We start from the raw sequence: 13593 nt of genomic DNA, 5'->3' as shown, positions 1-13593 counted from the left end.
TTTTATGAATTTCAAATCTATTATTGATCAACAAATACTTCTTGATAAAGCAATCAAAGAAGCTCACAAAATAAATCAAGATTATTCTAATCAAATGATTATTGCTTTATATACAGAAGTTGGAGAATTTGCGAATGAAATTCAATCATTCAAATATTGAAAAAAATCAAAAAATATTGATCAAAATAATTTATTAGAAGAATTTGCTGATGGTTTACATTTTTTAATATCATTTGCTATTAAAACAAATTGTAACTACATTATAGAACCACTTGTTTTATCAAATGATATTAATTATCAACTATTAGAAATGTTTAAATCAATATATAAATTAAGTAAAAAAATATCTAGGAGAAATGTTACAAAATGTATTGCAATTTACATTGGAATAGCAAAAATCCTAAATATTGAAGATGATTTAATTATTGAATCATATATGCTAAAAAATAAAAAAAATTTTGAAAGAATCAAAAATAACTATTAAAATATAAAAATTAGTTAATTAAGTTTTACCTTGGTTTATATTATTTTAAGTTGAATATATACTAGGATATAACTGTTTATGAAAGGGAAAAGATGGTTTCATCTAAAAGAAAACAAGAACTTATTAAAGAATTTGGAAAAGATCCTAAAAATTCAGGATCAATTGAAGTACAAATTGCGATTTTAACTGAAGATATTGAAAATTTAAAACCTCATTTTACTAAAAATCCAAAAGACATTCATTCTAAAAGAGGATTTATAGCAAAAATTGAACAAAGAAAAAAATATTTAGATTATTTAAAAACTAAAGATTATGATTCTTATGCTAATTTAATTAAAAAACTAAATATTAGAAAATAATAAAAAAATATGAAAATTAAAATATGAATTAGAAATTAATTCATATTTTTTTTATTTAAATTTGCAAATTATTTAAACAGTTTGTAAAATTATCAAAAATATTATATTGAATGTAGCCGTTGCTAAAAATAAATGGTAACAGAGATGGCGAAAACTTAGAACTATCCAAAATATCTGTTGAACCTCCTCAATAAATTCCTATTGGTAAAATATTATCTCAATTTAAAAGTTCATAAGGATTGCTAGGTTGATAAACAGCTGATCCTGAAGCTCCTCCTGATAATAAAAAATTCTCTTCAGGTTGTGTTGTGTAATAATATGGTCCTTTTAATCTCAATAAAACAGATGAATTTAATTCTAAATTTGTAAAATCATATGTAGAATTAATAGAATAATTAGAATTGTAAACAACTAATTTATTCTTTTTATCATTCTTAGGTTCAATCGGGAATCCAACAATACTAATATTTTTATTTGTATCCATTCCAACATTAACACCTTCATTTTGTAATCTTGAATATTTTTCATAAACATTAGCTTTTTGATAATCATTATTTAAAAAACGATCTTCACCTTTAAAATCAAATGCGATTTTAATTAAAGCCATATCTAAGTTGTAATAATTATATGGAGAAGAAGATTTTGTTTCTTCTGAAAATAAGTCAATATTATTATTCATAAAATCTGTAATAATATCTACTGACTTAATGTATGATTGAGTGACTACATTAGGAGCATTTTCTGTATTTTCTCTTTTTTGAGCAGAAACTATACTTTGAAATTTATCTTCATCATTATAAACCATTAAGTCAAAAAATTGAGTTGATTTAGATATATCATAATTAGTAATAAAATGATTTTTATAATAAGTTGCTAATTTCTCAGTAGCTGTAATAGTACCATTAGTCTTTAATAATCCTTGAGTATCTGCTACAACATTATCAACAACATGAAAATTAGTCATTAAATACCAGTCATAAACATACTCTGAATGTTTTTTATAATATCAACTTCAAGCAGTACCATTAACATAGTATTTTCTATTTATCACACCAAATCTCAATCTAAAAGAATTCTTTTCTGAAAATTGTTTGAAATTCATTAAATTAGGATCCGGACTAATAACTTCATAAACTTTAAATCCCTTTTCTTGAAAAGAATAATTTATTTCATATTGATTACATTTTATTTTATAACTAACTGTCAATGTGGTTTCATCATTATCATCAGGCAAAGATGAAATAAAAGAAACTTGAATTTGATCATTATTAATAGGTAATCCTTCAAATCATTCTTGAACTTTTATTTCTGAATTAATATCTGCGGCATAAGTTGTAGCTTTTAATTGTTCTTTATCTTTTTTAATTGTCGGATTCAAATTTTGTACATATTCATCTACTATTTCCTTATCACTTTTTACTGATTCTATACTATTATTATTTGAACAAGAAAAAACCAAAAAACCTGAAAATAATATTGGAGCAACGAATAATGTTTTTAATATTTTTCTTCTTTTCATTTTTATTATATTCATATATAAACAATATTATAATTTTTATTTTATCATTTCATTGTATATAATTTAAAATTATTAATTATATATTAAAAAACTAGGAGAAATATGAATAAATGAGATTCTAAGAGAATTGCGTTCATTGCAATTTTAATAGCTATGTCTATCTCATTTGTTATTATTGGTACTCGATTTGTAGCAATAACTTCTTTTCCATCATTCAAATTATCATTGGCTGGATTACCTATAAAAATTATTGGTTTTATATTTGGTCCTATTATTGGTTTTATTACAGGATTTACAACTGACATTATTTCTTTCATTTTTATGCCTGCTTTCTATTTTCCATTATATTCAGTTGCTTTAGGAGTTTCAGGAATGTTGCCAGGGTTATCAGCTATTTTTTTCAATTATTTCTATAAAAAATTAAGCAAAACAAATGCTATCAAAAGAAATAATATGAAATTGACTTTGATTTTTCATGAAATAAAAATATCATTGTTAAATAATAATCAAAAGAAATTGCAAAATTTAGAAAAAAAATATCATCAATTGATGATAAAAAATGATAAAATTAAAGAATGAAAAAATGAAAAATATCAACTAAATTTCGGATTAATAAGTAGTATTACTTTACTGCTAATTGTAATGTTTGTTTTAACTGTTATTATTCATTTTATTCCTCAAAGTCACATTGATGCTGCGTTTAATAAAAATAGTTTCTTAAGTATTTTTACAAATAAACTTGTCTTTATAGCTATTATAGCTCTTGGAATAATTACAAGTATTGGAGCTATATTGATTGCAAGATTTAAAATGAAGCAAAACAATTTCTTACAATTTGTATGTATTGTCACATTTGTTGTATTTACAGAATATTTAAATATTCCAATTATTGCTTATGCTGATGAAAAAGGATTGAAGTTAGATTTTGAAGCATCAATGATTGCATCTCTTGCAACATCTATGATCAAAATTTGATTCAATTTAGTCATTATATCATTTTCAATTAAAATTGTTCTACCACTTATTAATAAAAAAACATTTAATGGATACTAAATTAACATTTAAGTATTTAGAGGAGGGTATATGAAACCAAAATTAAAAAAATATTTAATCATAGGTTCATCTATATTAATTCCTGTTTCATTAATTTCATTAGGTACAGGTTTATACTTTAATTCTTCTAATTTAGAAAGAATTTCACAAAAAGGTATTTATAACATAAAAATTAATGAACCTTTAAATAATGAAGGTTATAAATTTGATTTATCTTATTCATATGGAAGTGTTTCAAATACAAGTAAAAATTCTTTATTGTTAATTAATGAATTACTTCATTTAAAAAATGAAGGAGATTTTAAATATGATCAAATTAATGATGTTGTGACCCAACCTTCTTATGAATCATATAAATTTAGTTTAGTAGATTCAATTGTATTAACTTTTGTCAAAGTTGGAACATCAATCCAAGAATTAAAAAATGCAGATCCTAATAATAGTGATTTATTTTTTCAATTAGTATTTAATAGTGATGATGATTCAATAACACCGCAATTTAATCCATCTAATAAAAATGATTTTGTTTTAACTAAAACTTCAAATGATCCAAGATCTATTAATAATCCAAATGTTTTTGGAAAAATATTATCTTCAGGATATTTAAGCCAAAAAATAAATTTAGATGATCAAAATCTTAATATAGATACAACTCAGCATAATTTTATGATGGTTAATTTAGGAGTTACTTTTAATGACAATGCTTATTGAGTTGATAGTAATGGAAATAAAACTAAATATAATATCCGTCCTGAAGATATGTTCTATTCAATCAAAAGAACATTGTTATTTGATAGAAAATATCGTCAATCTCACGGAGGAAGCAAAGAATTAGATAGTTATTTCATTGAAAAAACTCAAACTACTAAACTTTTTGGTGAAAATCAAAAATTTCCAAATGAATATTTATTTGAATTTTTTGGAATTAAAAAAGATTATTTATATGATGAAACAAAAGCAATACAATCTTTATTAGGTAATCCTAATAAAAAATCTTATGTTTTCACATTTAATATTTTTAATAACAATCAAGTTACAGATAATTCTTTTGTATATTCAAACTATGAAATTATTAATAAATATTTAATAAATTCATTAACTTTTTCATTATGTCCTTCTCAATATATTAAAGAAAAATTTGCTGATAATCAAAATGTTAATGTAACAAAAGTAGGAACTATTGAAGGCGAAGCTAGAGAATATGGAATTTATACATATGGACAAAATAGAGAAGATGTATTGTACGCTTCATATTACATCCCTGTTTCATCTAGTGGGGGTAGAGAGGTTTATCAATATAACAAATATCATCCAGATCTAGAATGAGTAAATAATGTAGAAAATGGTTTTGAAAAAAATGGTAAAACTTATAAAAACCTAAATACTGTAATTTTAGAATATGCTGGTGGTATTGATAGTTCTACTTTTAACAATCAAACATTCAATGCTTTTTTATCTGGAACTGTTAGTGAAATGGATTATTCTTTAATTTCTGATGCTCAAAAACAACAATTGTATGGCAATGATTTTAATAATAAAGAAGTTTTAATAGCTAATTCAGAAGCAAATGGTTTAAGAGCAACTAAAAATATTAACATTTCTAAATTAAATACTAGAACTGTTTGACAAGCATTTCCTACTGATAATCTTGAATATAAATTCAATGATGTTTATGCAAAGCTTGTTTATGGATCTTCTATTGATGAATTAAACAATGGTTCAGCTATAATTTCTAATACTTTTTTTGGAGGTGTTGGTTTAGAATTTAGAAATTTAATTCAAGCATCTATAAATTGAAATCAATATATTCAAACAGCTTATTCAGGTGTAAGAGATGCTTGATTAAGCGGGGCTGCACAAGATGCTAAATTTTCTTCAACTAATCCTAATTCTTTAAAACCAGCTGATTTCAATGAATTAGGGATTAATGATCTTTTTTATTTAGATGAAAATGGAAAGCAACAAACTGTTACATTAAAAGAAATGAAAACACTTTCTGGAATGACTGGAGAAGAATTGGATGACAAATATGGACCAGGAACAAGCAACAATATGCGATTAGCACTTTCTAAATCTCCACAATATAGTCAAATTCAAAAAGCAATGAAAGCTCTTTTAGATAAGTTTTATCAAAAAAATAATTTATCAAATAATGATTTAATAGAATGAGAGATTCCATATTCATTTGCAGATCAAGATGAAACCAAATGTAAAGCTACAGAATATATTGTAGAAAATGTGATTAATGGACTAGATCCAAGAATTAAAGCAAAATTTTTTAAACCTACTTCTAGAAATGACATGTTAAATTATATTAGTCAAAGAAGAGGTGCTTACAATGCTAATTTATGATCTTATGATTATGAAGGAATTGGATCTTATATTGCTGCATTTTTCTCAGAAGGTAGTGGTACTAATTTAATGGGGGCAATTGGTATTTTTGCTAAAGATCCTGCAAGCACAAATGATAATTTATTTTTAAATCGCCTTTCAAGAAATGAAATAAAATCATTACAAACTCAATATCCATTATTTACAGAATTAGCAAAATTCATAGCAAAAAATATAAATAAAGAATTTGGTTCTAATGCTAGCGAAGATGTAAAAGTAGAAAATTGAGATTTAATCACTAATAAAGATATGAACCATATTGTAAGTTTTTTTAATGATGCAACAAAAAATCCAAATAATGTAAAACCTATTGATTTAATTCCTGTTTTATTAAAAGAATTTGAAACTGAATCATCTTGAGAAAAGAATGCTAGCTTATCTGAAAAAGAAAAAGGAAATATGTGAACAAAATTAATAAAAGAAATGAATTCAATTAAGGGTGTTTCTATTGATACAGAAACTTCAATTGATAAATTAACAAATGTAAATTATGTTTTATATTTGAAAGAATATCAAATCCCTATTTCAAAATATGGAATTAATTTATTTTCAAATTACCAATATGAGGTTAAAAAATAATGATCAAATACCTTATTAAAAGAATTGTTTTAGCAATAATAAGTTTATTTTTACTATTAACAATAGTATATTTATTAACAGCTTCTTTTGCAGATACTCCTTATCAAGGAGATCCTAACGATTACCAAAATTGAATGGAATCAAATGGGTTTAATAAACCTGTTATTGTTCGATATGGAATATACTTATCTAATTTCTTTAAAGGGGATTTTGGTCCAATTTATTCTACAAATAATGGTTTTTCTAATATACCAGATTTCTTCTTTAAACCTTTATTATGAACATTATGAATCACAATTCCTTCTTTTATTATTTCAGTTATTTTAGGAACTATTTTAGGTGTTATTGCAGGTTATAATCGTGGTAAATGAATAGATGTTTTAATCAATTTATTTGTTGTTATTTTTATTGGTTTACCTTCATTTGTCATTGCTCCTATTATTTTATTAATTGCAAATTCAAGTAATGGATTAATTATTTCACAATTTGTGTATCCAGATGTTCAAGGATGAGATTTAACTATTAAATCATTAATATTACCTATTATTACTATTACCTTGGGATCTCTTGCTGGATATGCTATTTTAGTAAGAAATCAAATGGTGACTATTTTAACTTCAAATCATATTTTAATAGCTAAAGCTAAAGGATTGACACAATGAGAAATTTTTTGAAAACATATCATTAGAAATATTTGTATTCCTTTAATTTCATACATTGTGCCTTCATTTATTGTTTTATTATTAGGTAATATTATCATTGAGCAATTTTTTGGTGTGCCTGGAGCTTCAACAGCTATTATGCAAGCATTTCCTAATGGAGAAATTAATATTGTAATGTTTTCAATATTCTTTATAGCATCTTTATCAATGGCAGGACAAATTATTTTAGATATTTCATATATTTTTATTGATCCTAAGATTAAATATTTTGAAAATAGCAAAACATCAATTATTAAAAATATTTCTAATTACATAAAAAGAAATAAAAATTATCAAAAAATCGGGAAGGAGGACTAATGAGTGTAAATTCAAAGCAAAAACAGAACAAAATAGATAAAACATTAAATGTTGAATTAAATGATGCTTTATTTAAATTTATAGATGCAAATGATGTAGGTAAGCATCAAACAACATTAGTAGGAAAACCTCGTAATTTAATAATTGATATTATTAAAAGATTTTGTAAAAACTACATTGCATTAGCTTCTCTAATTTTAATTATTATCATCTCTTTATTATGTGTTATTTTTCCATTAACAAGTCCTTTTAGTGCAACTGATCCAATTTCAAATGTTAATAATATTTGATTAACACAGTTACCGCCTTCTTATAGTCCAATTGTTACTGAATCATTAGATTTACAAAAATGAGAAACATTAAAGACTGTTGTAGATCAAAATCAAGATGCTAATATTTTAATAGAAGGCCCAATTGAAATTAATAATAATTATTTGGTTACTTACAATAAATATTTATTTATTTCTATATATTCAGGAACTAATCAAAATATAAATTCTCTATTAGGTACAAACATGCACGGTGTTGATATTTGAACAAGAACATGAACAGCTGCTAGAGATAGTATAACATTAGCTTTTTTAGTGGCAACTACAGATGCATTAATTGGTATTACTATTGGATGTATTTTAGGTTTTTATGCTGGAACATGAATTGATACAGTATTATCTAGAGTTATAGATATTATCATCAATATTCCTACATTAGTTTGATTTTTAATGTTAATGACTATTGTAGGAAAAGGAAATATTAATCCATTTTCTCTATATTTCATTCTAATATCAATTGGATGAGTTTATATGGTAAATACCACAAGATTATGAATGATAACTATTAAAGATCAAGAATTTATTTTAGCAGCAAAAGCTATAGGTTGTTCAACCAAAAGACAGATTTTTATTCATGGATTACCAATGATTATTGGGAAAATTTCAACTAATTATGTTAGAAGAATTGTAATTGTTATTCTTTCAATTTCATCATTAGTATTTTTAGGATTTTTAGACTCTTCAGATAATCCTAATTTAGGGACTTTATTAAAAGAGTCAATACCTATTCTTGATGTTAACTTTTGAGGACTTTTATTACCATCAATTATCTTATTATTCTTTTCATTATCAGCGCAGTTTATTGCTAATGGATTGCATGATGCTTTAGATCCAAAAGTAGAAAGAGGTAAATAATGACTAATCTAGATCAAAAGGATTTATTATTAGAAGTAAAAAACTTACAAGTTAGCTTTAAGACTGGTAAAAATAAAATCATCAAAATTGTGCGTGGTGTTGATTTAAAAATTAAAAGAAAACAAATAATAGGATTAGTTGGAGAATCTGGTTCAGGTAAATCTGTTACTTCTAAATCTTTATTAAATATTAATGAATTTGATATTACCAAAGTGGATGTAATGAAGTTATATTCTAAAAAAGATTTTAATAGCAACGACATAGAAGAAGTTGATTTAAAAAAATTAAAGAAAAATGAATGAATTAATATTAGAGGAAAAAAAATTGGTTATATTCCTCAAGATCCTCTTACTTCTTTAAATCCAACTAGAACTATTAAAAAACAATTATTAGACGTTTTAAAAAATGATCCTAGATTTAAAAATAAAGAAGAAAAAGTTGAATATTTAATAGGGTTATTGGAAAAATTTGGTATTAGAAATGCTAAAGAAAAAATCGAACAATATCCTCACACTTTTAGTGGTGGAATGAAACAAAGAGTAGTTATTGCAATGGTTGTTGCTTCTCGTCCAGATTTAATTATTGCTGATGAACCTACAACTGCATTGGATCCAACTGTTCAAGCCTCAGTTTTAGCTCTTTTTGAAGAAATAAAAAATGATTACAACATATCAATTATTTTTATTTCTCACAATATTTCTGTTATTGCAAAATTCTGTGATTATATTTATGTAATGTATGCAGGTAAGGTGGTAGAAAAAGGTACTAAGATTGATATATTTACAAATCCTGCCCATCCTTATACATGAGCTTTAATAACATCTATCCCAGAAGATAAAAATGAAACTCTATATAGCATACCAGGAACTCCGCCTGATATGGCAAATTTAGGGGTTGGAGATGCTTTTGCTCCAAGAAATCAATATGCAATGGAAATTGATTTTAAAAAGGAACCTAATTTATTTAAAATTAGTGATACTCATTATGCTGCAACATGATTATTAGATCCAAGAGCTCCTAAAGTCCAATTGTCTAAACAATTAAAAAGAAGAATAGAATTTTTCAGAAAGGTATTCAATGTCAAATAGAAATAACGATATTCTTTTAAAAATAAGAAATGTAAAAAAATATTTTAATACTCCTAGCGGAATCATCAAAGCCATTGATGATGTTTCTTTTGATGTAAAAAGAGGAGAAATTGTTGGACTTATTGGGGAATCTGGTTCAGGTAAAACTACTGTTGGTAGATGTCTGATTAGATTATATGAAAAATATTCAGGTTTAGTAAGTTTGAACAATCAAATTATTAGTGGTAAAAAATTAACCAAGAAGAAGAAAGTATTTCTACACCAAAATATGCAAATGATTTTTCAAGATCCTCATGCTTCATTAAACGGACAACAAAATGTCTATTCAATCTTAAAAGAGCCTTTAATTGTTAATAAAATCATGAAGAAAGAATATAATGATTTTTTTAAAGATTGAGAAGATATTACTAATATTTTTAAATACACATTTTTATGAAAAATTAAAGAAATAGAATATGCTACAATTTCATACCATTTGGAAGAAGCTAAAAATTTCATTAATGAATGAGAAAATACCTTTGAAAAAATAAAATTCAAATATGATGATATAGAAAATGATTTTAATCAATATTTTGCTTTTAAATTGTCTATTCAAGAAAAAGATACAAGTATCATAACTAAGATGTTTGAAAACAATTCTAAAATTTTAAATATTTATTTTGAACATCAAAAAGAATTTCGTGATGATTCAATTTTAATTATTGAACAAAAATTAAAAGAAAAAAAACAAGAGTATTTAAAGTGCTTAGAAGATTCAAAAAAAACTCCTTTAGAAGTTAAATATAATAAAAAACTAGAAGAATTAAAAATTAAATTAAATGAATTAAAAGATATAAAGAGAAATGATACATTAAATAATTACAATATCATAAGTTCTTATGTCCAAGAATTTAAAAACAGTTATATTTCTCACTTAGAACAAGCTAGAAATCAAACTATATACAAAAATTATAATAATGAAATTATTTATAGTTTAGTTGCAAAAAAAATGTGAAGTTTATTAAATAAAAACAAAAATAATATCTTATTTTTATATCCAGATAATATTGATCAATTAATTAATAACTTTAAACAATATAAAGATGAATACATCAGTAAAATTAAAAAATCTTGAAAGGCTTCATCAGAAAAAAAATATGCTAAAGAATTAAAAACAGAAATTAATAATTCATTTATTTTTGATTTTTCTCCTTACATCAATTTATCTCATGAATATAAAAATAAATTAAATAAAGAAATAGAGAATATTGAACAAAATATTAATTCAATTAATAAAGAGATCAAAGAAAATAAAAATAATTCTGCCGATGAAAATAGCAATAAAATTGAATTATTAAAAAAAGAATATGAAGAATTGCAAATTCAATTTGAAAATGAAAGATCAGAATTTACTAAAAATGTAGAAATAAAAATCAAAAAATATGAACAAAAAATTCAAGAAAAAACAGAAACTTTAGAAAAAATTAGAGAAAGATTACATAATTTAAATCAAAAATTTGAATTAAAAAATGATGAATTTCTAAAAGGTTTAGAAGATTTTTTAACAAAAAAAGGCAATGATAAAGAATATATTAACAATCAATTAAATATTTATAAAAATAAAGTTATATTAAAAAATGAAACTTTGGAATCTTTTAATATTGAAAAAATTAATCTAAAAAAAGATTTCTTTAAATTAAAACATTTATTGGGTATTGAAAAAAACTTTAAATCAAAATATTTTATTAAGAAAATATTAATAAATGAAAAAATATATCACGCTTTAGAAGAAGTTGGATTATTAAGACAATTTGCTTGAAGATATCCTCACGAGTTTTCAGGGGGCCAAAGACAAAGGATAGTAATAGCTAGAGCCCTTATTTCAGAACCTAAAATTATTATTGCAGATGAGCCTATAGCTTCTTTGGATGTATCAATACAAGCTCAAATTGTTAATATTTTAAAAGATCTATGTATCAAAAAAAATGTTTCATTAATTTTTATTGCTCACGATCTATCAATGGTTGAATACATAGCAGATAAAATTTTAATTATGCATTTAGGGAAAATAGTAGAATTTGGAAGTACAAATGAAGTTTATGGTAATCCAATTCACCCTTATACTATTAATCTATTTAAATCTGCTCCAAAAATTTCTAATGCTAACATAAAATTTGAATCTTCAAATTTTGAATTATCTTATCTTGAAGAACAAAAAAAAGTAAATTCTTATGTTGATTTCTTTGAATTAAATGAAAATCATATTATATATTCAACTGTAAATCAATTCAAAAAATGAACAAATAAAGAACCTAAATTATCTAAATATTCAAAAAGTAAAAAGTTTGCTAAATAAAAATATTATCATCATAAATATTTACAAATAATTTGTCATATTTAGACAACAATAGAACTTCTTTTTTATCTTCACTACTTAAGTTAATGAACATTAGCATAATACCTAATCTCTCTGTGGTTATTATTGCATCTACTAATCTTAATTTATTATTAATATTATCTTTGTTAAAATTAGTATTAAATTTCTCTGATAAAACAATTAATTGAGGTTTAACATTTGCCAAAATAGAAATAACTTTTGAATTTAATTCTTCAAATACTAATCCATATTTTATTTCTGATAAATCTAATATTTTTATTAAATTAATAAATTCCATTACTTTTTTATATTTAATTTGATTAATTAAAAATAAAATGTTTTTTCTATTTTTCATTAAATCAAAAATTTCTTCTATTTGATAATCATTAATACTAATCACTATTTTCTTATCCATCAAAAGATCATTATTAGTTAAAATATAAGAAGTAAATTTTTCTCTTATTTTTTTATCAAAGTCATTAATTTTAATAATATAGTCATTTCAAAAATAATCATCCAAAGGAAATTTTGGTGTATATAGATTAAAAACATTTCTTTTATTTTTTAAAGAAATAATTGGAATTTTTTCATAATCTATTTGTGAAGATTCAATCATATTATGAACATTCATTATTTTCTCTTTAAATTCTTCAAATTCATTAAAAGCAATATTTTTTTGATTAAAATAAATAGGTTTATTTAATATTTTAGATTTTACTAATACAAATGAAATTCTTGTCATTATCTTTGAAAAATTATTTTCATCTATATTATTTTCACATTCAACAAATCCACAACTTAAATAATAATTATTTATGTTAGATTTTTTATTAGATTTTGCTAATTTATTTCCTAATTTAATTCTTGTTCTTGCAATTTTTTTATATGAGTTATTACTGTTATACATCACAACAATAGAATTTGATTTAAAAAATGAAAAATGTTTGATATTAACAATTTCGCTCATTTCTTTAATAAAAGAAGTGAAAACATTAGCATTTTCATTGTCTTCAATATAAAATCCTACAAATAATTTATAGAAATTTTTGTCATTAAAAATTTCATTTTTTGAAATTATTTTTTTTATCAAATTACTATTATCAAAATTCTCTTTTGTTCTAAATTCAATATTTATATGATCTTCATTTATATAAATGAATTTAATATTAAAAAAATAAGAAATGTATTTTTTGTTTCCTTCTATTTTAAATTTAATTTCGTGATTAATTGAAGAATTAGTTTTATTTTGAATACAATACTCAATTGATTTTTTTCATTTTTCTACATCAACTGGATCTAATATTTTAAATAACTTATTAATCCCTACTCATCCTTTTCCGATTTTATTTTTGAAATATCAATTAAATTTTTCATCATAAATAATATTATTTAATAAAGAATTATTTCTCTTAATAATTCATCTTTTAGTATCTAATTCTAAACTGAAAAAAATATATTTTTTTCTATTAAATGAAGTATTTTTCAAAATAAAATACACAAAATAAGCAAATAAAATTGTTGTTAATATTGAAAAAAATGTTATTAATAGAATTTTTTCCAT

10 protein-coding genes are annotated in these 13593 nt (G+C 22.9%); 8 read left to right on the top strand and 2 right to left on the bottom strand.

The genetic code is table 4. The features are described from left to right. Positions 1 to 4: 4 nt before the first annotated feature. Both ACJA29_RS00865 and rpsO read left to right on the top strand, forming a co-directional pair. Positions 5 to 484 (top strand): dUTP diphosphatase, encoded by a 480-nt coding sequence (locus tag ACJA29_RS00865; protein WP_406602746.1) that lies wholly within the window; start codon positions 5 to 7, stop codon positions 482 to 484. Between the two features lie 92 nt (positions 485 to 576). Further along, the gene (rpsO, locus tag ACJA29_RS00860; RefSeq protein WP_406602745.1) at positions 577 to 843 is read left to right on the top strand and encodes a 30S ribosomal protein S15; all 267 of its coding nucleotides are present in this window, start codon (positions 577 to 579) and stop codon (positions 841 to 843) included. 55 nt (positions 844 to 898) lie between these two features. Here rpsO and ACJA29_RS00855 read toward each other — a convergent pair whose 3' ends face one another. After that, positions 899 to 2377: a DUF31 family putative serine protease gene (locus ACJA29_RS00855; protein WP_406602744.1), complete on the bottom strand. Its 1479-nt coding sequence runs from the start codon at positions 2375 to 2377 to the stop codon at positions 899 to 901. 87 nt (positions 2378 to 2464) lie between these two features. Between ACJA29_RS00855 and ACJA29_RS00850 the strand changes: the two genes are divergently transcribed. From ACJA29_RS00850 to ACJA29_RS00825, 6 genes are read left to right on the top strand one after another with little or no spacing between them, the layout of a single operon-like run. Further along, complete coding sequence (locus ACJA29_RS00850) at positions 2465 to 3415, top strand: hypothetical protein (protein WP_406602743.1); 951 nt, start codon at positions 2465 to 2467, stop codon at positions 3413 to 3415. A 30-nt stretch (positions 3416 to 3445) separates the two neighbouring features. Beyond that, positions 3446 to 6385, top strand: a complete 2940-nt coding sequence (locus tag ACJA29_RS00845) for an OppA family ABC transporter substrate-binding lipoprotein (RefSeq protein ID WP_406602742.1) — start codon at positions 3446 to 3448, stop codon at positions 6383 to 6385. Next, positions 6385 to 7404, top strand: coding sequence for an ABC transporter permease (locus ACJA29_RS00840; RefSeq protein WP_406602741.1), 1020 nt, complete (start codon positions 6385 to 6387; stop codon positions 7402 to 7404). Before ACJA29_RS00845 ends, ACJA29_RS00840 begins: the two co-directional genes overlap by 1 nt. Beyond that, entirely contained in the window at positions 7404 to 8588 is a 1185-nt protein-coding gene (locus ACJA29_RS00835; RefSeq protein WP_406602740.1) for an ABC transporter permease, read from the top strand. The genes ACJA29_RS00840 and ACJA29_RS00835 overlap by 1 nt, the downstream gene beginning before the upstream one ends. Beyond that, positions 8588 to 9676 carry an ABC transporter ATP-binding protein gene (locus tag ACJA29_RS00830; RefSeq protein ID WP_406602739.1) on the top strand — a complete coding sequence of 363 codons (1089 nt, stop codon included), beginning with the start codon at positions 8588 to 8590 and terminating at the stop codon, positions 9674 to 9676. The genes ACJA29_RS00835 and ACJA29_RS00830 overlap by 1 nt, the downstream gene beginning before the upstream one ends. Further along, positions 9666 to 12011, top strand: coding sequence for an ATP-binding cassette domain-containing protein (locus ACJA29_RS00825; RefSeq protein ID WP_406602738.1), 2346 nt, complete (start codon positions 9666 to 9668; stop codon positions 12009 to 12011). The genes ACJA29_RS00830 and ACJA29_RS00825 overlap by 11 nt, the downstream gene beginning before the upstream one ends. Here the strand turns inward: ACJA29_RS00825 and ACJA29_RS00820 are convergent. After that, entirely contained in the window at positions 12004 to 13593 is a 1590-nt protein-coding gene (locus ACJA29_RS00820; RefSeq protein WP_406602737.1) for a hypothetical protein, read from the bottom strand. The two genes, ACJA29_RS00825 and ACJA29_RS00820, sit on opposite strands and share 8 nt — an antisense overlap.

It is taken from the genome of Metamycoplasma sualvi (genome assembly GCF_045276925.1).
Classification (GTDB): Bacteria; Bacillota_I; Bacilli_A; order Mycoplasmatales; family Metamycoplasmataceae; genus UBA710.
Note: the sequence above shows the minus strand (reverse complement) of the source record. Positions and strands in the feature narration are given on the sequence as shown.